The sequence below is a fragment of the Streptomyces sp. NRRL F-2580 genome, assembly GCF_000720115.1.
GTDB lineage: Bacteria > Actinomycetota > Actinomycetes > Streptomycetales > Streptomycetaceae > Streptomyces.
The window spans coordinates 82,470-104,986 of the sequence record NZ_JOIR01000021.1; the positions used below are offsets into that span (position 1 = coordinate 82,470).

Genomic DNA, 22,517 nt, shown 5'->3' on the forward strand with positions numbered 1-22,517 from the left:
CATCACGTACGGTCCGGCGGCTCACCGGCCGCCCGTCCGTGAGCAGTTCCCGTAAATGACGTGCGTGCGCACCGCGGGCGCACGCACGTCACCACGGATGCACGCACGCAGGGACACGAAAGGGAAAGATCCATGGGGGAACCAGAACCGACGGCACTGTTCGAGGCGCGGGACATCTTCCTGCACCGCGCACCGCTGGCGCAGTTCACCGGTACGGGTGCGGGAGCTGCCATCGCCGCCGAACACGGGCCCGACCCCCAGGATCTCGAAGCCTGCGCCGCTCTTCTCTCCTCCGTACCGGCCAACCATCGTCTCCAGGAGGCGCTGGCCTTGGCCTCGCCCAGCCTGGACGCGCTGGTCCGCCGGGTCGCCGAACGCGGACCTGCCGGCATCAGGCCGGGCCAACTGCGCCGCGCCGCTCTCGCCGTACTCCGCTACGACATCCGGATGCGGACCAGGCCCACCCCCTTCGGCCTGTTCGCGGGCGTCTCCGTCGGCCGCTTCGACTCGGCCGCGAAAATGGAGCGCGGAAGCGACCACCGCACACGCACTCATGCGGACATGCAGTGGCTGACCCGGATCGGGCACCGTCTCGAACAGGACCCGGCCGTCATCGCCGGCCTCCCCGTCCAGGCACACCAGGCGCTGGTCCCCAGAGGCGACCGTCTCGTCCTGGCTTCCCCCTCCACCCAGGGTGTGCGTCCGGGGGACAACGGCGAGGGGCGCTCCACCGTTTCGCTGCGCCGCACGCCGGTCGTCGAGCGGGCCCTCATCGAGGCCGCGTCCCCGCTGCCGTACGCCGAGCTCGTGCAACGCACCGTGGCCGCTTTCCCCGGCGCCCCCACCGACCGGGTGCGGGACCTGCTCGCCGAGTTGGTGCGCCAGGAGTTCCTGATCACAGGGCTGCGCCCGCCGCTGGACGGCGGTGACCCCCTGCACCACGTACTCGGCCTCCTGTCGGGCGTGGACATGGACGCGGCAACCGTCGAGACCCGGCAGATCCATGCCGGCCTGATGGCCGTCGAGCACGAACGGCAGCTCTACGACACCCAGGCCGTGGGCGAAGGGAGCGAGCAGCTGGCCCGGCTCCTCGCCGCCGCGCGAGCCGTCGAACCGGACGACACCCCCCTGCACATCGACACCCGGACCGACTCGTCGCTCCATGTTCCACATGGCGTGCGGAACGTCATCGAGCGGGCCACGACCGTCATGTGGCACCTGTCCCGGCCCAAGCTCGGGCTCTTCTCCCTGCGTGACTTCCACCGCCGGTTCCTCGACGTGCACGGAGCCGATCGGCTCGTCCCGATCCTGGAACTCCTCGACGAGTCCACCGGTCTGGGGCCGCCCGCCGGCTACGGCTGGCCCAACAGTGAGGCCGCACCCGTCCCGCCCGCCGACCCGCGCGCGGCGACCCGCGACCGCGCACTGGCCCGCCTCGCAGCAGCGGCGCAGCGCGGTGGCCATCGGGAGATCGTCATCGGCGACGACGACCTCGCCGAACTGTGCCATGACGGGGTGGAGGAGCCCGCCGCAGCACACTCGGCCGGCCTGCCCAACTCCTGCGAGGTGACCGTGCAGTTGGTCGCGCCCCAGGTGGAGGCACTGGATGAGGGCGACTTCCTGGTCTTCCTCTCGCCCTCGCCGGGCTCCCACCGGGCCGGATCGACCTTCGCCCGCTTCGCGGATCAACATCCCCAGTGGAAGCAGGAATTCGCCGCCCTTCACCGCGACAACCCCGTGCACGTCCAGGACGCGGTCCCGGTGGACCTGGCGTTCCGACCGCGCTCGGGGCGGGCCGCGAATCTCGCGCACACCGTTCCGGCGACGGGCGTGCGGATCAGCGTAGGAGTGCCGAACGTCACGAACGGCGATCGAAGTGTCGGCTCCCGGGAATCGGGGACGCCGGAAGGCGTCGAAGAGCTCGCGCTCTCCGACATAGGCATCGGTGCCACTCTCGATCGCCTCACAGCCGTCCATCTGCCCACCGGCCGCGAACTCGTGCCGGTTCTGGGCAATATGGTCAGCGCCCCGGCCCAGGCACCCAACGCCATACGTCTCCTGTGGGAGATCGGGCTCGAAGGGCAGCGCCTGTGGGAGCCGTGGAACTGGGGACCACTCGCTGACGCGCCCTTCGTACCGCGCGTTCGGTACGGGCGGTTCGTGCTCGCCTGCGCCGTGTGGCGGCTCGACACCCTGCGCGCAATGGCGCAGGAACTGCGGACCCGAACCGCTGAGCCGCAGGCCGAAGAATGGGCGGCGGCAGTCCGCACGTGGCGCTCGCAATGGGACGTACCGAACCGCGTGCTCGCCGTCACCGCCGACCAGCGTCTGCTCCTCGATCTCGACGACGCCTGGCACCGCGAGCTCCTCCGGGACCAGGTGCTGCGCCACCACGACCTGATCGCCCAGGAGGTCCCCGGCGAGCACGAGGGCTGGCTCGACAGCCCCCTGGCCGGACACACGTCGGAACTGGTCGTTCCGATGGTGCGCCGGGACGCGGTCGCTGCGGAAGCCGACTCGACGGTCTCCGCCGCTCCTCCGGTCCCCGGTCCCGCCGGGTTCTCCCTGCGGCGGCCCTACGCGGGCAACCGCCGGCTCGCGCGCACCGTCCACGGTCTCGGGGGCGAGTGGCTCTACCTCAAGCTGTACTGCGCGGCACGCTCCCAGGACGAGCTGATCCGTGATCACCTGGCCGAGCTGGTCTCGCTGGCCGCCGGCCTCGGCTGTGACAACTGGTTCTTCATCCGCTACACCGATGCCGACGGCCACCACCTGCGGGTACGTCTGCACGGCACCGATCCCCGTGTGCTGTGGGGCGAAGTCGCTCCCGCAGTCGGTACGCTCCTGGACCGCTGGCAACGGTCGGGGCTCGTACGCGGCCATGCGGTCGCACCCTACGATCCCGAGATCGAGCGGTACGGCGGCCCGGCCGCGCAGCACTTGGCGGAGCAGGTGTTCCGGTACGACAGCGAGGCCGCCGTCGAACTGCTCCGGCTCGTCAAGAACCCCGTGACCGCGTCCCACGGCCCCGGGCGGTTCGAGCGGCTCGACCTCGACGATCTCGCGGTGGTCTCCTGTGCGGCCCTGGCCCACGCCTTCGGCCCGCCCGCACCCGACAACCCCAGGCTCGCGGACATGCTGGCCGACGGCGACTTCGGGGACGACCCGGCGGTGGCTTGGCTCTCCATGACGGGCACGCGCCGCGAGCTGCCGTCCGCCTTCCGCTCCCGCAAGGCGCACTGGCGCCGTTTGGTCGATCCGCACGACGGCTGGCCCGGGCTCGCCCCGGACCCGACCGGGGCCCGGGTGCTCGCCGTCCTGGACGAGCGGAACCGCGCCGTGCGAAGGCTGGCCGACGCGGTCCGTGCGGGAGGACCGACCCCGGAGGGGCGCGTGGTGGGCAGCCTGCTCCACATGGTCTGCAACCGGCTCTTCGGCGGCGACAGCGCGCGCGAGATGACTGTGCTCGGCACGGCCCGCGGCGCGGTGCAGGACCACTTCAACCGCCGGAGGCACCAGAACACATGACGACCCACACACAAGGCACGGCAACCCCACAGTCCGCGGCCGGCCTCGTGACCGCAGGCTCCACGCCGGCCCCTCTCACGGCTGAAGCGGCCATCGCTCTCGTGGCGTCCCGGCTCGCCGACCCCGGGCACGTCGCAAGCGTCGCCTCGCACGAGGACAACCGCGACCCCATCTACGACTCCGTGATGTGGGGTCCGATGACGCTGGCCAACGGCCTGCCCGGCACCGCCCTGCTCTACGGCGAACTCGCCCGGTCCGACGACGCCTGGCGGCCTGCCGCCCATCAACACCTGAGCGCCGCGGGCCGCGCCATGAACTCCGCGCCGAGCCTGGGCCTGTTCTCCGGGCCGGCGGCCCTGCTCGCAGCCGCCCAGACCTGCGCCGGACCCGAGGGCCACTACGGGTCGCTCCGCAAGAGCCTCGCCGGCTGGCTCGCCCAGGACCAGACCGAACGCCTGGACGCCTTCCGCGAACGGAGCGGTGCCGGTGCCCCCGGCGTCGACTGGGCCGCGTACGACCTCATCAACGGACTGGCGGGCACGACCCGCCTCCTCCTGGACTCGGCGACGGATGCCGCCGAGTCCGGTCCCGCCGTCGAGGCCGCGCTCAGCCGTTCCCTGCGGCACCTGATCGCGCTCACCGAGCCGGTGCGGGTCCGCGGACGAGACGTTCCCGGATGGTGGGTCCCCGCCGAGCTCCAGGTCACCGAACGCGACCGCACGACGTACCCGCGAGGCGACTTCAACCTCGGCATGGCCCACGGCATCACCGGCCCGCTCGCCGTGCTGACCTCCGCCTACGAGATGGGGCACGGAGAGGCCCCCCTGCGCGATGCCATCGTCCGGATCGCCGAGTGGCTGCTCAGCTGGACGCTGCACGACGAGGCCGGCCCCTACTGGCCCGCCCGTGCGAGCTGGGACGACGAAGTCGCCGACGAGCGCCCCGGTCGGCTCTTCACCCGTACCGCCTGGTGCTACGGCACCCCCGGTGTCGCGGCTGCCCTCTTCCGGGCCGGCCGCGCCCTGGACCGCCCGGAGTGGACAACCGCGGCCGTCGACGCGCTGCGGGCCGCCCTGCGGCGCGACGAGTCCGACTGGGCGATAGAGGGCGCGACGGTATGCCACGGTTACGGCGGACTGCTGAGGATCGTCGGCCGCGTGGCCCGGCACGTCACGGACCCCCAGGCACGGGCCGAACTCGATCTCGGGAAGGCCCTGCTGGTCAAGCGAACCCTGGACTGTGCGGACGCGGACGCGCCGTTCGGCTTCCGCCACCTCATGCGGTTCGCAGCCGCCGCCAATTCACCGGTCCCGCACCGGGCCGTCAACACCGCGGGCATGCTCGAAGGTGCGGCAGGTGTCGCCCTGTGCCTTCTCCCCGTGCACGACTCCCCGCTTCCCTGGGACCGCACGCTGGGGCTCGCATGATCCAGCCGCCCCGTGCACCAGAGGGAGACGCCGCCGTGCACACACCCGACCTTCCTCCCGCACCCATTGCGGCCTTCGAAACGACCGGTCTGGTGGTGCGGTACGGCAGCGTCACCGCCGTCGAAGACGTGTCCCTCAGCTCGCCCCCCGGCCGCATCACCGCTCTCCTCGGGCCGAACGGCGCCGGGAAGTCCAGCCTGTTGGGGGTCCTCTCGACCGCCTCGCGGCCCCACTCCGGACGGGTACGCATCTTCGGGCACGACGTCGAGGAGGCGCCGATGGCCGCCCGCCGGCGGCTCGGTCTGGTCTTCCAGGAACGCACACTGGACAAAGAACTCTCCATCGACCGAAACCTCTGGTTCCACGCCCGCCTCTTCGGCGTGCCCCGAGCGGAGGCGCGCGCCCGCATAGACACCCTCCTCGAACGGTTCGATCTCACCAGCCGGCGCCGGCAGCCCGTCGAGGAACTCTCCGGCGGCCTCGCCCGGCGGGTCGAGATAGCGCGTGCCCTGCTGCACCGCCCGGGCCTGCTGATCCTCGACGAACCCACCAACGGCCTCGACCCGGCCGTACGCGCCGGAGTGTGGTCCGATCTTCGGCAGCTGCGCGACGATCTCGGGGTCACCGTCCTGTTCGCCACGCACTACATGGACGAGGCGGAGTACGCCGACGACATCGTCATCCTCCAACGCGGACGCATCATCCGGCACGACAGCGTCGACCGTCTCAAGAGCAGCCTCAAGTCCTCCCGCATCGTGGTGTCCTGCGCGGACGACGAGGCCGCCGCACGACAACTGCGCGCTGCCGGATTCGAGCCCCTGATCGAGCACGGGGGCGTCGCAGTGCACTGCCCCGACCCGGAGGCCCGCATCGCCGACGTCGTCCGCGCCCTCGACGTACCCGGCCTGACGGTCTCCGTGCACCGCCCGTCCATGAACGACGTGTACCTCGCGGCCGCCGCCCACCCCGACAGCACCCGCCCGCCGCAGACGCAGGAGAGTGTGAGCCACCGATGACCGTCGCCCCCGCTCCGCCGACCGGACGGCTTCCCCGGCACGCTCCGGACAGCGCTTCGCCCCTCACCCCGGCCGACGCCCCCCTGCGAACCGCTCTGCGCGCCATCGCGGTGATCGCCCACCGCGATCTGCTCCGTCAGGTGAAACGGCCGGGAGTGCTCCTCAGCCAGGCCGTGCAGATCCTGTTCTTCGTCCTCGTGTACGCGGTCGGCTTCGACGGAATGATCGGCACCGTCGGGGCCGACGGACCGGGCGGTCCGGTGGAGTTCAGCGCGTACGTCTTCCCCGGCATCATCGCCATCCAGGTCGTCTCGATCGGCGTCGCTTCGGGCCAGACCTACGCCTGGGACCGCGAGTACGGCGTACTGCGCGAGCTCATCGTCGCCCCCGTTCCGCGGATCTGCCTCCCCCTGGGAAAGGTCGCTGCCGGAGCCGGGATGGTGACCGTACAGAGCGTGCTGATGCTCGCCCTGTCCCCCCTCATGGGCGTCCATCTGACTCCGCTGCGGTTCATCGCCGCGGTCGGCTGCTACGGGCTCGCGGCCACCGTCTTCAGCGTCATCGGCCTCTGCCTGGCCACGGTCATCACCCGCGTGCAGACCCTTCAGGCAACCGTCCAGCTCGCGATGTTCCCCATGCTGTTCCTGTCCGGCTCGGTGTTCAGCCCGCAGGACGCTCCCGCCTGGCTCGGCTGGATCATGCATCTCAACCCCATGACCTATGCCGTCGACCTGGCCCGTCAGACCCTCCTCGGCAGCGGCGGCCTCCTCCCCCTCTGGGCGGACCTCGCCGTGCTCGGCGGAATCCTCCTCGCCGTCCTGGCCCTGCTGCGGCTGCGGAGCGGCCGATGAGCGCGGCCTCCCGGGTCCTGGCGGGTGCGCTCGGCTGGCTGGAGACCAACCTCGAATGGTTCGCCCCCGAGCGCTGGGAGGAACACCTGCCCCGGCGGCCCTTCCCGCCGAGCACGCTCCTCGAACTACTGGGCCTGGTGAGGCTCCTGAGCCGGTCCGGCGTCCACGCGGAGGCCAACGCCGCCTTCACCCGCCGTGCCGTCGAGCTGGCCGCGCGCACGGCCGCCGCGCCCTCCTTCGGCGAAGGCCTGCGCAGGGGCGACGAGCTCTTCCCCTACCACCTCAATCTCGTGTCCCTCCTCGACCTGCTCGGCCGCCCTCAGCCCACGTCACGCACCCGTTGCCAGGCGCTGTTGGACGCCGATGCCGGCGGACACACCCAGCCGCACAAACCCGTCCTCAACCGTCTTGAACTGCGCTACTTCCTCGACCGTGGCGGTTTCGCCGCCCCGTCGCGTCTCCCCGACGCCGAGTCGCTGTACGCCCAGAGCATTGCCGCCCTCAGCCCCGACGTACACCAACTGACGAGCAGCGAGACGTACGCGCTCACGCACTCCGTCTTCTACGCCACCGACTTCGGGCAGCGCCCCTGCCCGGACACACCCGGAAGCGAAGCCCTGCGAGAGGCCGTACGCGTTCTGCTCGGTGTGCATCTGGCACGCAGGAACCTGGACCTGCTGTCCGAGCTCCTGCTGTGTGCTCGGGCACTGGGCGGGCCCACCCTGACCTTCGAAAGGCAGGGGTGGGAAGCCGTCGAAGCCGCACAGCGCTCCGACGGTGCCGTTCCCAGCCCGGTGCACAGGCCCGAGGTCCTTGAGGGTCTGACCGGAGACAAAGCGGCCGCCTATCTCTTCGGCACTTGCTACCACACGACTCTCGCGGCCGCGCTCGCCGCGACGGTGACCCTTCGTTCCGTCTCCCCCGGACCGGACCTCGGAGTCCCGATGCCCCGCGCAGACCGTACGGAGGTGCTCGCCTGGGCCAACGAGGTCCGCAAGAGCCCCTCCGCTCATGACGCGTGGCGCGAACAGCTCGACCCCCTCCTGGTGATCGCCGTGCAGGATGCCGACCCGATGCTCCTGGACGAGATCCTGCACGCCGCCGAACACCTCGGCATGCAGACCGCACCGCTGCCCCGTTCGGCAACCGCGCTGCGCCTCGCCGTCGATTGGGACTGCCCCGCACCATGACCACCACGCAAGCACGGGGGTATGTCAGCGCACTCGGCGCGGGCCGGGGTGCACCACACCGCCGGTGAAACGGCCTGCGGCTCAGGCGTCGTCGCGGATCGGCTCCAGGATCGCGACGCACTCGACAGGATGCGTCCCAGGAAACGCCTTGAGAGACAGAGCGCTCAGCGAACCGCAGCTCGAGGCTCTCAGCCATCGACAATAGCGAGCAGCATGCGTCGGAGGAGCGTCACCAGTTCTCACACTCGAAGCTGCCGCCCAGCTCTGAGGACATGATCCACGTCCTGTTCTAGGATTGCGGTAACCATCTCAGCGGCCCGCCGGGCTTCCGCTCCACTTCCGTGGAACTGAAGGACATGCCCCCACCCGCACGAGCTACTTCGTGCTGCCTGGGGGCATTTTCTTGCTGTTCCGTGAGTCCGCGGCGTCGTTGGCCACCCGCACCCACCTTGAAGGACGGCTGGCACAGCTCCTGAGCGAGAACTTCCTGCACAAGCACCGCCACCGGCCCCACCCGTCGGAGGTGCGCTCCTGGGAACGCAGCATCCCGGCGCTTACCAATGCGCTGGTCGAAGCCGGACTCGGCGACGTGGAAATGCTGCTGGAGTACGGACTGCCCCTGACCAGTAAGCGCGCGGACGTGATACTGGCCGGCGTTCATCCGGCCACCGGCGGACCGTCGTACGTGGTGGTCGAGCTCAAGCAGTGGAGCAACGCCTACCCAGAGGACGGCGACCCGCTGCGGTGCCGCATCGACGCGTACCCGCGCCCCGTCCTCAACCCGATCGAGCAGGTGCGGGGCTACTGCGACTACCTGGTGTCATTCAACGGGGCGTTGGAGCAGGCACCGGAGTCGATCGCCGGAGTGGCGTACCTGCACAACGCGACCGAGTTCGGAGTGGCAGGGCTGCGGGATGTCACGGAAGACCGCCGGGGGCGGATGTTCACCGGTGAGCAGCGCGGCGCCTTCCTGAACTACCTTCGCTCGACGCTGGCACCGAAACCCGGCGCCGATGCGGCCGACGCCCTGCTCCAGGGCAAGGTAAGGCCGTCGAAGCAGCTGATGGCCGTTGCCGCCGAAGAGGTCCGCAACCGGGAGCAGTTCGTGCTGCTGGGCGAGCAGCGGCTCGCATACGAGACGGTGATGTCAGCGGTCCGAAAGGCACGGAGGTCCAACCACAAGCAGGTGGTCGTGGTAGCCGGCGGTCCGGGCTCCGGCAAGAGCGTGATCGCCCTGTCCTTGCTGGGCGATCTCTACCGGCGCGGTGTGCCCGCCCTTCACGCCACCGGTTCGCAGTCGTTCACCAAGACGATGCGCAAGGTCGCGGGAGCCCGCAAGCCTGAGGTCCAGAAGCTCTTCCGCTACTTCAACAGTTTCATGGAGGCCGAGCCCAACGACCTGGACGTGCTCGTCTGCGACGAAGCACATCGCCTCCGCAAGACCTCCGCCAACCGCTACACCAAGGCCGCCCTGCGCTCTGGCCGCCCCCAAGTGGCGGAGCTGATGGACGCTGCCCGGGTTCCCGTGTTCCTGCTGGACCAGCACCAGGTGGTGCGCCCGGGCGAGAAGGGAACCGTGGAGGAGATCCGGGAGGCGGCGTCCGAACAGGGGCTGGAGTGCACGGTGGTGGAGCTGGACAGCCAGTTCCGGTGCGGTGGCAGCGACGCGTACCTACGATGGGTGACCGGCCTGTTGGGGCTGGAGGGTGACGGACCCGCCGAGTGGGAGCCCGACGGCAAGGTCCAGCTGCTGACGGCGGACAGCCCGCAGGAACTGGAGGAATTCCTGGCCGCACAGCGTGCCCAGGACTACGAGGCTCGGCTGTCTGCGGGCTACTGCTGGAAGTGGACGACGAAGATCACTCCGAGCATGACGGAGCTGCCCGCCGACGTGGTCATCGGAGACTGGGCAAAGCCGTGGAACCTGTCCGGAGACCGCTCCCTGCTCGGCGCGCCGCCGGCACCCCTGTGGGCCACCGATCCCGCGGGTTTCGAACAGGTCGGATGCGTCTACACCGCTCAGGGCTTCGAGTACGACTGGTCCGGCGTGATCATGGGTCCGGACCTCGTCTGGCGCACCGACCGCTGGGTCGTGGATCGTACGGCGTCCAAGGACCCCTCCTTCACCAAGGCCACCCCGGACGAGGACGTCGACCGCCTGGTCCGCAACACCTACAAGGTGCTGCTGACCCGCGGCATGATCGGCACGATCATCTACTCGACGGACCCGGAGACCCGCGCGAAGCTCCGCACTTTGATCCCGCCCATCGCCGAGGTCTCGACCGCCGAATAGGGCCGGACCGGTGGGACGAACTGCCTGCCCATACGACGTGGATCGGCATGTTTACGCCAATGAACCATCCAGTTCCAGAAACAGTGCCATAGGCATCGATCCCTCTGGATATCCTCACGGGCTCGTGCTCGCCGCACGAGGAAACCAGGGGGACAGTAAGCATGAACACCATCCACACGGCTTCACCCGGCTACCGCATCTCCATCGTCGACGAGGACCCGCTGCGTGCCCGCCGTGAAGCACGCGAGCTCCTCGCCACGATCGGCGATGTCGACCCCCTGGCCGCTCTCGACGTTCCCGGTCAGCGGACCGGCCGCGAGACCGACAAGGGCGGCGCGGTCACCGACCTCATCGGGCTGGTGTTCAGCGGAGGCTCCCTGGTCGCCGCGGGCGTGCAGGTCTGGCTCGCCCGCGTGCCGCAGCGGACCGTTGTGGTCACCCGCCCGGACGGGGCGACCCTGCGCATCTCCGGCAAGGAGGCTCGCGCCGATGACGAGCAGATCGCACGGTTCCTCGATGGGGACACTCGGAACAGCGACGGCGATGAGGGCGGGCCGGGCGCCGAATGAGCGAGAACGACCGGTACGCCATCCTCATCGGCGTATCCACGTACGACAGTGACCACTACCACGATCTGCCGCCGGTCCGGGCCGACCTGCACTACATGCAGGCGGTCCTGGAGAGCACCGAGATCGGCATGTACAACGACTGCGCCATGGTCGCGGAGCCCACCCGCGCCGAGATGCTGCACGCCATCGAGGCGTTTCTGGAGGAGCGGCAACCCAGCGAGACGGCCCTGCTGTACTTCAGCGGGCACGGCGAGTTCTGCGAGGCCGACAACCAGCTGTACTTCCTCACTCGGGACGCCGACCCGGATGACCTGCCGGGCACGGCCGTCTCCGCGGAGTTCCTGGAGCGCATGCTCCAGTCCTGCCGCGCCTCTTCGAAGGTCGTGCTGCTGGACTGCTGCTCCAGCGGCTCCGTCGTCCAGGGGTGGACGGCCAAGGGTGCGACGGACGCGGGAGACCGGCCTTCGCCCAGCACCCTGCTGCGGCCGACCGGCGTCTACTTCATCACCGCCTCCGACGCACTCCAGGCAGCCTCCGCCATGGCCCCGGTCGGATCGTCCCTCGGCACCTCTCGGTTCACCGGGGAGATCGTGGAAGGGCTGCGCACCGGCCGGATCAAGGAGAACGGCAGCTGGATCACACCGGACGACCTCTTCGAGTACCTGACCTCCCAGATGGTGCGGCACGGTGTGCCCGAGGAGCAACGACCGACCAAATCGACGATCCGCGCGACACATAGCCTGCCCTTCGCGCGCTCCGTGGCCCGGACCGTCCACCTCCAGCCCCCGCCCCGCGACGCCGCCGAGGCCGCACAGCGGTCCCCCGCATTGCTCAAGGCGCAAGAGCTGGCCGCGCGGGACGCTCACGACGGCGTGGAGTGGCAGCGGCTGCTGCGCTATTACGTGCACTGCCTGACCGCGCAGGCCGCATCGGGAACGCTGCCCGACCGGGACAAGGGGCGCGACTCCGCCTACTTCCTGCTGGGACGGGGCCCCGAGACGATCCAGTCCGGCCTCGGGTCGTCCTTCCCCGCCCCCGCGCAGCTGCCGAAGCCCAAGAGCAACGGCGCGCAGCAGAACACCGATGCGCTGCAGGAGTACTGGTACGGATATCCCGCCATCACCCTTCCCGAGCGCGGCGGAGACGGCCGGCGACGGGCATCGATGCGGATCGCGCCGCTGCTCATCCAGCCAATGGAACTCGCTCCGGACGAGAACGGCCGGGACCTGCTCCGCCCGAGCGGAGTGCCCTCCCTGCACACGGGTGTGATCACGGAGCTGCTGGGTGACGACGAAGCCGCCGATATGCTGGCCCGCTGGCAGCCGACCTGGCAGGAGGGCAACGACAGCCAGATGGTGCGCGCCGTACGGGAGTTGCTCACGGAGCTGGGTGTCCCGGAGCTGGAGCCCCTCGACCTGTCCGCGCTGAGCGAGCAGTCCGTGATGCAGTCTCTGCGTCCCGGAGCCCACAACGCCGCCGTACTCCTGGCGCCCACGGGTGTGGAGCGCATCGCCACGCAAGCCCTGGTGGACAACCTGCTCCAGATGTCGGCCCGTACGGGACACATCCCTGGTACTGCGCTGGACGCGCTCCTGACGGGAGGGGATCCCGGCACCGTCCTCGATGCGCCTGAGACCGTGGTCGCGCCTGGACCGAGCAACGAGAGCCAGCAGCTGGTGATCGCGTCGGCGATGTCACGCCCTCTCACCGTCGCCACCGGGCCGCCCGGCACCGGAAAGAGCGAGGTCGTGACCGCCGTCGTCACCACCGCCGTCGCCGCCGGCCAGTCCGTGCTCGTCGCCTCCACCAACAACGAGGCGGTCGACGTCGTCGCCGAGCGCTGTGACGCCATCTCGCCCGGGCTGCTCATGCGGACGGGTAATGCCGCGGCCCTGGAGCGCGAGGCCGCGAAGCTGGAGCGGCTGCTCTCCGAGCCCGGTGAGATGCCGCGGCGCGGCTCGGCGACCGTGGCGGGAGAGCTGCGCAACCGCCAGGCGGTGGCAGCCGCACGGCGGGCGGAGGCAGCCGGCCTGGTCGGCGAGGAAATCCGGCTGCTGGATCTTCTCCGCGAGCGCGCCGAGCGGGCCGGCAGTCTCGCAATGGCGGTGGAACTACTGGAGCGGGCCTGGGCGGGCGACGGGTCCCCTCCTCTCGCCCGTTGGCAGGAGCGGGCCCGAAAGGCGGCTTCGGCGGGTTGGTTCTCGTTCGGCCGGTGGCGCAGGGGGCGGGTCCTGTCCGCACTCGTCGCCTCTCAAGCCGCCGATCCGGCGTACCCGTGGCCGGCATGGGCCGCCGAGCGGCCCGCCTCGCCCGAGCTGCTCGGCTCTCTGGCCGATGCCGCGTCCGTGGAACGAGCCCTGCGGGAACTCGTACCCGAGCACCTCGCCTGCGACGAGGAAGAGCTGAAGCGGGCGCGGCTGGAGAGCGCGGCCGGACTGTCGGAAGCCTCGGGCGAGCTGTCCCGGGCCGTGGCCGCCGAGGCCATGTCGCGCGGGCGCTCACTGATGGGCCAGCGGCTACAAGCCCTGCGCCAGCGCTCCGGCTTCCAGAAGAGCCAGCGGAATCTGATGGCCCACATCAAGGGGTGGGCCATCAGCACTCACTCGGTGCGCCAGCTCGAGCTGACCCCGAAGCTCTTCGACCTCGTGGTGATCGACGAGGCGAGCCAGTGCTCGATTCCGGCGATCCTGCCGTTGCTGTTCCGCGCGAAGCGTGCGCTGATCATCGGAGACCCGATGCAGCTCGGCCACATCCCGGGCATCTCTCCCGAGCAGGAGCGGCAGGCCCGGGTGCGCGCGGGGCTGAGCGCGGCGCTCCTTGAAGATCACCGGCTCGCCTACCACGTCTACTCCTCGTACCATGCGGCAGCGCAGCACGGTGAGGCTGCGCTGCTCCTGGACGAGCACTACCGGTGTCATCCGGCGATCGCGGACGTGGTCAACGGCTACTGCTACGCGGGCCAGTTGCAGGTTCTCACCGATGTCCGCAGGCAGGTGCCGGCGCTCGATCCGGTCGGGTCCGCGGATCCGACTCCGGTCCTGGGCTGGGTGGACGTACCGGGCGGCGAGTCCGCGCGAGGCGCCGACGGGCAGTCCTGGCGCAATACGGCCGAGGCCCGAGCCGTACGGACCACGGTGGACGAGCTGCTCGCCCGGCTGCCGGAGCACGCCACCGTCGGGGTGGTGACACCGTTCAGGGCCCAGAAGGAGGCACTCGCCCGCATCTGGGCGGACGACGACCGGGTACGGGTGGGCACCGTGCATGCCTTCCAGGGCGGCCAGCGGGATGTCATGGTGCTCAGCCCGGTGGCGACGCACAACACCCCGCCACGGACGGCGCACTGGGTGGCGAGCCAGGTCAATCTATGGAACGTGGCGATCACCCGCGCGAAGTCGCAGCTGGTCACCGTAGGCAGCCACACCTTCTGGCAGGGGCAGGCGGGACTGCCTGCTCTGCTCGCTGAGCGGTCCTCCCTGCTGAGTGCGGTCGCGCACGGCGCCGCGGACCCTGACGTCAGGCCGGTGACGGCGCCAGTGACGACGGCGTCCAAGTTCCGTGAGGAACTCGCGGACCGGATCCAGCAGCACCTCGCCGCACGGGGCGTCACCGATCTGGAGCGGGCGGCGCCGGTCGGCGGGCACACTGTGGACCTGCTCTTCACCGCCGACGGCGCGAACACCGCGGTACTGATCGACACCGGCCCCCAGCACGGCCAGGACCCCGAACGGCACCTGCGCCTCACCCACGCCCGCGGCGACCTACTGGTGGGGCTGCCGTCCGGCGGCCTGGGAGCGAAGACCGGTCCGGTGGAGCGCACGGTCCGGGTGCCGGCCTGGCGGATCCTCGCCGGAGACAGGGCCCTGGAGCCACTGTTCGGCATGGGACCCACTCCTGCAGCTCAGGAAGTCCGGTAACCCTTCCGGGGGGGCCGATCCCTTCCGTGCCCGCTTGCTCACGGCTGCCCCTGATGTCGGGCTCCGCCATTAGGATCGCTGCGGACACAACAGATCCACGAAGCGGGGGCAGCACATGCGGGAAGGCCGGTGGACCACGGTCACCGAGTCCGAGTTCGATCATGAACGCCGCGGTCTGGAGTCCATCCGCGAGAAGCTGCCGGACTCCGACCCGTGGCGGGCCTGGTCGAACTTCACCTTCACCGCGAACACGGGGCACGTCCGGGAGGTCGACCTCCTCGTCGTCGCCCCCGGCGGGGTCTGCGTCATCGAGCTGAAGAACTGGCACGGCTCGCTGACCAGTGAGAACGGCACCTGGGTGCAGACCACCCCGAACGGTCACCGCCGCCCGCACGGCAATCCGCTGCACCTGGTCAACAAGAAGGCCAAGGAGCTCGCCGGGCTGCTCGGGCAGAACGGCAAGCGCGTCTGGGTCGGCGAAGCCGTCTGCTTCACCGACGACGGCCTGCGCATCCGCCTCCCCGCCCACGACGAGAACGGCGTCTACACCATCGCCGAACTGGTCGAGATGCTGAAGCAGCCGCCGCGCGACGAGCGCCGGCGGATCACCGCGGTCGACTCCCGCGAGATCAAGGCCGCCCTGGAGCGGGTCGGCATCCGCCGCAGCGACGCCGAGTACAAGGTGGGCCCGTACCAGCTGGAGCGGAAGTCCTTCGACTCCGGCCCGACCTGGGCCGACTACCTGGCCACCCACAGCGAGCTGCCCGAAGCCGCCCGCGTCCGTATCTACCTGCGCGAACGCGGCTCCGACGCCACGATCCGGCAGTCCGTGGAGGGCGCCGCCCGCCGGGAAGCCGCCGTCCTGCGCCGCTTCCGCCACCCCGGCGTGGTCCAGCTCAAGCAGTACGACCCGTCCGGGCACTCCGCGGGCCCGGCGCTGATCTTCGACTACCACCCGCAGACCCTCCGCCTGGACGACTACCTCCTGCAGTACGGGGACAAGCTCGACATCCTCGGCCGCATGACACTGGTCCGCCAGCTCGCCGAGACGATGCGCTCCGCGCACTCCAGCCGCATCCACCACCGGGCACTGGCCGCCCGCTCCGTGCACGTCCTGCCCCGCAACCGCGGACCGCAGGGCAAGGTGCTCGGCGAGGACGCAGCCTGGCTGTCGCCGCACCTGCAGATCTCCGACTGGCAGATCGCCACCCAGCGCAGCGGCAGCTCCGGGCAGGGCGCGACCCGCTTCGCGCCGACGGCGCTGTCCGCGATGCACCTGTCCGAGGGCTCCGATCCGTACCTCGCCCCCGAGTTGACCGCGCTCAACGCCGACCCGGTGTACCTGGACGTCTACGGCCTCGGCGTCCTCACCTACCTGCTGGTCACGGGCAGGGCTCCGGCCGCCAGCCAGGCCGAGCTGCTGACCCGTCTGGAGGCAGGTGAGGGCCTGCGCCCCAGCTCCCTGGTCGACGGTCTGTCCGAGGACATCGACGAGCTGGTCCAGGCGGCCACCGCCTACCGTCCCGACCAGCGGTTGTCCACGGTCGACGAGTTCCTGGAGATGCTGGAGTGCGTCGAGGACGCGCTCACCTCCCCGGCCACTCCCGCCGCCCCGGAGGCCCCCGAGAAGGACCCCCTCGAAGCGGTCGCCGGCGATGTCCTGGCCGGCCGCTGGGAAGTCCGCCGCCGCCTGGGCACCGGCTCGACCAGCCGGGCCTTCCTCGTCCGCGATCTGCAGGCCGAGGAGCGCAAGACGCGCCCGCTCGTCGTGCTCAAGGTCGCGCTCTCCGACAACCGCGGCGAAATCCTGGTCCACGAAGCCGCGACCATGCGCCGACTGCGCGCCGACTCCCGCATCATCCGCCTCGTGGAGCCCGAGCCCCTGCACATCGGCGGCCGTACCGTCCTCGCCCTGGAGTACGTGGGCGACGAACGGGACGACAGCGGCGACGGCACCGACCCGGGCGCCTCCCGCACCCGTCGCCGTGAGGAGACGGTGGCGCGTCAGCTGCGCGAGAGCGGCCGCCTGCAGATCGACCAGCTGGAGGCGTACGGCGACTACCTGTTCGGCGCCGTCGACTTCCTGGAGGGCGAGAGCGTCTGGCACCGCGACATCAAGCCGGACAACATCGCCATCCGCATCCGCCCGAACCGCACGCGCGAGCTCGTCCTCATCGACTTCTCGCTGGCCGGCTACCCGGCGAACGAGTACGAGGCCGGCACCGAGGGATACCTCGACCCGTTCATCGGCACCCTGACCCGCACCGCCTACGACGCACATGCCGAGCGGTACGCGGTCGCGGTCACCCTCCACGAGATGGCCTCGGGCGAGCTGCCGAAGTGGGGCAACGGCTCCGTGCTGCCGCGGATGACCGATCCCAAGGAGCACCCGTTCCCCACGATCGCCGCGGACGCCTTCGAGCCGGCGGTCCGCGACGGCCTGGTCTCCTTCTTCCGGAAGGCCCTCCACCGCGATGCCGCCCAGCGGTTCGCCGAGCTGAAGCCGATGCGGGACGCCTGGAAGAAGATCTTCCTGGACATCGCGCAGATCGTGCCGTCCAGCCACCGCTCCCGCCACCCGGAGACGGCCCCTGGGGCGGATGTCCCGGCCGCCATCGCGGACGCCGAGCCGCTCACCGCCGAACAGCAGCGCGAGCAGCTGGCCGCGGAGGTCACCCGCGACACCCACCTGTCGGCCGCCGGCCTGACCCCGGCCGCCGAGTCCTTCCTCTACGGCCTGGGCGTCACCACGGTCGGCGAGCTGCTCGACCACAGCCGCCGCAAGCTCGTCAACGCGCCCGGCCTCGGGGCCAAGACGCGCAGCGAGGTCCAGCGCCGGCAGCGCGAGTGGGGTGAGCGGCTGCGCGAGACGCCCATCTCGCCGCTGACCCCGCGCGGCCGCGCCGAAGCCAAGGAGGAGCTCGACCAGCTGTCCGCCGCCGAGTCGGCGCTGCTCGGCGGCCTGGCCACCGGCGAGGACGCCGGCGGCCTCAGCGGCTCCGCGCTGCGCTCGGTCAGCCTGGACACCCTCGCCACGATCTTCGTTCCGGAGCTGAACAACAACCGCTCCAACCACAACAAGGTCGAGATGGTCCGGCTGCTGCTGCGGCTGCCCAACGAGCGCGGCGAGCTTCCCGACATCGGCGTCTGGCCCAAGCAGAAGGACGTCGCGGACGCGCTCGCCCTGTCGGCCGGCCGCATCCCGCAGATGCTGAAGGAAGAGCGCAAGCGCTGGAAGAAGCACCCGGCGGTGCAGGCGCTCCGCAAAGAGATCATGGATCTTCTGGTGGGCCTGGGCCGGGTCGCCTCCGCCGCCGAGATCGCGGACGCCCTGGCCGTACGACGCGGTACGCAGCTGTCCGAGCGGGAGCAGCGGCGCGCGCTCGCGCTGGCCGCCGTACGAGCGGTGGTGGAGGTCGAGCAACTGGAGCCGGAAGAAGCCGAGTTCCAGCACCAGCCCAACCGCAAGGCCACGGAGGAGGCACTGGGCGCGGGCCTGCTCGCGCTGGACGTCCGGGAGGACGACGCACCCGACACCCCGACCGCCCCGGGCCTGCTCGAGTACGCCGTACGCCTGGGCCGCAAGGCCGACCGGCTGGCGGATCTGGACACGCTGCCGACCGCGACGACCGTCCTGAGCGAGCTGGGCGCCCTGACACCGCCGCCGGGCACGGTCGACTGGGACGAGCGCCGCCTGGTGGAGCTGGCCGCCGCGGCCTCCCTGAACGCGGCGGCGACGCCCCGCCTAGAAATTTACCCCCGGGACTTGTCCCTGGTCCGGGCCCTGCGGCTCACCCAGGCGGGTCTGGTCCGGCTGATCCCGGGCGTACCGGAGGGCCGCCAGCCGGGCCTGACCGGTGATGACGTGCACGAGCGGGTACGGGCCCGGTTCCCCGAGCTGGTCCTGCGGGACCCGCGCGGTGCGGCCACGCACGACCTGCCGACCGGCGGCCCCCTGACGAAGGCCCTGCGAGACGCGGGCTTCGACCTGACCCTGTCCACCCGCGAGGACAGCAAGACGCCGCGGTACCTGCCGACCCGGATGGACAACGCGTCCAGCTACCTGACCACGGGCGCCTGGCGGCAGACCACCGACCTGGGAACCACCGAGACCCGCTACTCGGACGATCCGCTGCTCGCGGGCCGCGCCCAGGCCGACGAACGCCTGGCCGCGTCTGCGCGGAGCGACGGCTACCGGGTACTGACGGTCCGCCAGGGCTCCTCGCGGCGCGCAGTACTAGCCCTGGAGGCTGCTCCCATAAGCGCCGAGGTCGTGTCGGTGACGGAGCTGTTCCTGGAGGCCATGCACGAGCTGGCCCCGGAGGGCTCGAAGCCGACGTGGGAGACCCTGCTGAAGGCAGACGTGGCCGAGGCGGGCTCGCGCGGCGCGATGAAGTTCGCGGAGTACGCGCGGACGGCGTGGGGCAAGGTGGAGCCGCGCGTGCGGGGGCTGCTGGGCGGTGGTGCGGGTTCGAGCGCGGGGCCGGTGCTGCTGACGGAGGCGTCGGTGTTCGCGCGGTACGACGCGATGGGCATCCTGGACGGCCTCGCGGAAGCCGCCCGGCAGGGCGGGCGAGGCCTGTGGGTGGTGGTGCCGCAGGGCGACCCGTCGCGGGAACCGAAGCTGAGCCAGACCGCGGTGGCGTATCAGTCCGGGCTGGGCGAATGGATCCAGCTGCCGGATTCGTGGGTGGAGAAGGCGTACCGGGACCGTGTGCTGAGCACGGACACAACCGGCGTTGTTGTTGATGAGACCGAGGGAGACACCAAGTGATCGACCGCAAGGCCCTGTTGGATGACCTGAAGCAGCAGGTCAAGGCGGTCGAGGCTGATCTCGCCAAGCAGGTGAAGGTCGTATCGGAGGGTGCGAAGCTGCGCGCCGAGTACGACCGCGCCCGCACCCTGGGCCGCACGGCGGCGACGTGGAACTCCTGGCTGGACGAGCGGATCACCCAGGTCGCGGTGGCGTGGGTATTGGGCACGGTCTTCGTCCGCTTCTGCGAGGACAACCAGCTCATCCCGGAGCCCTACCTGACGGCCCCGGAGGCCGATCGCCGCGACCTGGCACTGGCCCGGTACGAGGCGTACGTCGAAACGGACGACGACCCGACGTTCCGCGGCTGGCTGGAGCGCGCCTTCGCGGAACTGGGCGCCGGCCAGGCGGGGCGGCTGCTGTTCGACCGCAAGCACAACCCGCTGTTCCAGATCCCGCTGTCGCACGACGGGGCGCGGGAGCTGGTCGCGTTCTGGCGTGAGCGGGACGAGGCGGGCGCGCTGGTGCACGACTTCACGGACCAGCTGAACGAGGACGGCACGGAGGGCTGGGACACCCGCTTCCTGGGTGACCTGTACCAGGACCTGAGCGAGGCGGCACAAAAGACTTATGCGCTGCTCCAGACCCCGGAGTTCGTGGAGGAGTTCATCCTCGACCGGACGATGAACCCGGCGGTCCGGGAGTTCGGTTACGAGGGCCTAAAGATGATCGACCCGACATGCGGGTCGGGTCACTTCGTCCTGGGCACGTTCCGGCGGCTGATACGTCTGTGGGGTGAGGGTCAGCCGGGCAAAGACCTGCACGAGCGGGTACGGGCTGCGCTGGATTCGGTTCACGGAGTGGACCTGAACCCGTTCGCCGTGGCTGTGGCTCGGTTCCGGTTGCTGGTTGCTGCGATGGCAGCGAGTGGTGTCGAGACGGTGGCGGAGGCCGCGAACCACGAGTGGCCGATCCACCTGGCGGTGGGCGACTCGCTCATCAAGCACCGGTACCGGCAGGGCAACCTCTTCGAAGACACGGAAGCCGAAGCTGTCGACGAAGTGGCCGAGTTCAAGTACGAAACAGAGGACGTGCAGGAGCACCGGGATATTCTGCTCCAGGGCCGGTACCACGTTGTGGTGGGTAATCCGCCGTACATCACCGTGAAGGACAAGAATCTCAACGAGTTGTACCGAGGACTGTACGACGCTTGCGCGGGCACATACGCACTCTCGGTTCCTTTTGCACAGAGGTTCTTCGAACTGGCTAGAAAGGGCGAACCGGAGAGCGGGCGCGGGTATGGCATGGTCGGCCAGATCACGGCAAACTCCTTCATGAAGCGGGAGTTCGGCGCACGCCTCATTGAGAAGTACTTCGGGCATGAGGTGGAGCTGACCGAAGTTATCGACAGCTCGGGGGCCTACATCCCTGGGCATGGGACACCAACAGTAATCCTCGTCGGCAGGCAGCGCGGCGGCAATCACCGTTCCGAGACGATTCGCACAGTACGTAGCATCCAGGGAGAGCCCGTAGCCCCCGAGAACGGCGAAGATGGGCTGGTGTGGGGTGCGATCGTGGACCAGATTGACAAGCCGGGGTCCACGAGTAAGTGGGTGTCAGTAGATGACCTGGAGCGTGGCCGTTACTTCGGCAGTCAACCATGGATTCTCGCAGCTGGCGGTCGCGAAATGGTCGAGCAGCTCGACCAGGCCAGCGTACAGCCCATGAAGCGTGCTATTGAACCTCCCATCGGCCGCGCCATCCGCGCAGGGGCGGATGAGGCATACGTCAGACCTCTGCGCAGCACATACAAGGCCACCGCAAACCACAAAGGGCTTCGCCCTCTCGTTAATGGAGAGATTGTTCGTGACTGGGGGGCCGAATCAGAGGAAGCAATCTGGTTTCCTTATGCGGAGGAACTTCATCCAGACGGACTAAATGCCGAGCTCTGGCCGTTGCGCCGGACGCTTCAAGCCAGGCGCACTTTCCAGGGCGACATGGCAGACGCCGGCCTTGAGTGGTGGGACTACATGCAGTACACCTCGTCCGCCTACCAGACACCGCTTTCTATCACCTTTGCCGAAGTGGCCACACACAACCATTTCGCTATGGACCGAGGTGGACGTGTATTTAAGCAGACCTCTCCAGTAATTAAGCTCAACAAGGAAGCTAGTGAGAAAGAGTACCTGGGTCTACTGGGGCTGCTCAACAGCTCTACCGCTTGCTTCTGGCTCAAAATGGCCTGCCAAGACAAGCCCAGCAACGGCGTGGGGCGCGGCTTGGAGTCCGAGAAGTGGACAGTCCGATATCAGTTTAACGGCACCAACGTTGAGCGGTTGCCGCTCCCCTCTGCTTATCCCACAATTCTCGCAACGGCCCTCGACGCACTCACCCAGAAGCTCACGGCAGTTACCCCCAGCTCGCTAGCGGCTCAAACGACGCCGACCGCAACCTCCCTTCGCGAAGCCTGCGTTACCTGGCACGCAACTCGCGCCCGGATGATTGCACTCCAGGAGGAGCTAGATTGGCATGTCTACTCCCTCTACGCCCTTCACTCTGAGGATCTACGCGTACCAGACGCGCCCGACGACCTCACCATCCCTCAGATCGCCCTCGGTGAGCGTGCTTTCGAAATCGCACTCGCACGACAGGTTGCGCACGAGGGGGTAGAGTCCGACTGGTTCAGGCGGCACGGCTCGAGAGCTATCACCGAGATCCCTGAAAATTGGCCTACCCCATATCGTGAAATCGTCAAGCGGCGAATTGATGCCATCAAATCATCTCGCGCGATCGGGATGATCGAGAATCCTGAGTTCAAACGACGCTGGCTTTCGGAGACCTGGGACGAACTCCAGGAGAAGGCACTCCGCTCATGGCTACTAGGCCGTGTATCGAAAGTGGATCTTGAGCTGTGGATGATCACGGTTCATGGGTCGGGGAGATCTCACGGATGAACAGTGGGCGGTGTTGGAGCCG

General features: G+C 69.6%; 9 protein-coding genes and 1 pseudogene. All 10 read left to right on the forward strand.

Features of this window, described 5'->3' with window-relative positions:
- Nucleotides 1-132: 132 nt before the first annotated feature.
- A complete protein-coding gene (locus tag IF88_RS0123380; protein WP_030715816.1) occupies nucleotides 133-3,528 on the forward strand; it encodes a lantibiotic dehydratase in 3,396 nt (1,131 codons plus the stop codon).
- Nucleotides 3,529-3,629: 101 nt separating this feature from the next.
- Nucleotides 3,630-4,955 (forward strand): lanthionine synthetase C family protein, encoded by a 1,326-nt coding sequence (locus tag IF88_RS0123385; RefSeq protein ID WP_234323663.1) that lies wholly within the window; start codon nucleotides 3,630-3,632, stop codon nucleotides 4,953-4,955.
- A gap of 35 nt (nucleotides 4,956-4,990) precedes the next feature.
- Nucleotides 4,991-5,971, forward strand: coding sequence for an ABC transporter ATP-binding protein (locus tag IF88_RS0123390; protein WP_051837420.1), 981 nt, complete (start codon nucleotides 4,991-4,993; stop codon nucleotides 5,969-5,971).
- Complete coding sequence (locus tag IF88_RS0123395; RefSeq protein WP_051837422.1) at nucleotides 5,968-6,822, forward strand: ABC transporter permease; 855 nt, start codon at nucleotides 5,968-5,970, stop codon at nucleotides 6,820-6,822. Before IF88_RS0123390 ends, IF88_RS0123395 begins: the two co-directional genes overlap by 4 nt.
- Nucleotides 6,819-8,012: a DUF6895 family protein gene (locus IF88_RS40705; protein WP_051837424.1), complete on the forward strand. Its 1,194-nt coding sequence runs from the start codon at nucleotides 6,819-6,821 to the stop codon at nucleotides 8,010-8,012. Before IF88_RS0123395 ends, IF88_RS40705 begins: the two co-directional genes overlap by 4 nt.
- Before the next feature lie 403 nt (nucleotides 8,013-8,415).
- Nucleotides 8,416-10,305 carry a DUF2075 domain-containing protein gene (locus IF88_RS0123405; protein ID WP_037806766.1) on the forward strand — a complete coding sequence of 630 codons (1,890 nt, stop codon included), beginning with the start codon at nucleotides 8,416-8,418 and terminating at the stop codon, nucleotides 10,303-10,305.
- Between the two features lie 161 nt (nucleotides 10,306-10,466).
- Nucleotides 10,467-10,874, forward strand: a complete 408-nt coding sequence (locus IF88_RS0123410; RefSeq protein WP_030715834.1) for an effector-associated constant component EACC1 — start codon at nucleotides 10,467-10,469, stop codon at nucleotides 10,872-10,874.
- Complete coding sequence (locus tag IF88_RS0123415; protein WP_051837426.1) at nucleotides 10,871-14,788, forward strand: caspase, EACC1-associated type; 3,918 nt, start codon at nucleotides 10,871-10,873, stop codon at nucleotides 14,786-14,788. The genes IF88_RS0123410 and IF88_RS0123415 overlap by 4 nt, the downstream gene beginning before the upstream one ends.
- A 115-nt stretch (nucleotides 14,789-14,903) precedes the next feature.
- On the forward strand, nucleotides 14,904-19,562 hold the full coding sequence (pglW, locus tag IF88_RS0123420; protein WP_030715839.1) for a BREX system serine/threonine kinase PglW: 4,659 nt from the start codon (nucleotides 14,904-14,906) through the stop codon (nucleotides 19,560-19,562).
- Nucleotides 19,559-22,444, forward strand: a pseudogene (gene pglX / locus IF88_RS0123425) (BREX-2 system adenine-specific DNA-methyltransferase PglX); the annotation flags it as partial. The gene pglW and the pseudogene pglX, both read left to right, overlap by 4 nt.
- Nucleotides 22,445-22,517: the final 73 nt, after the last annotated feature.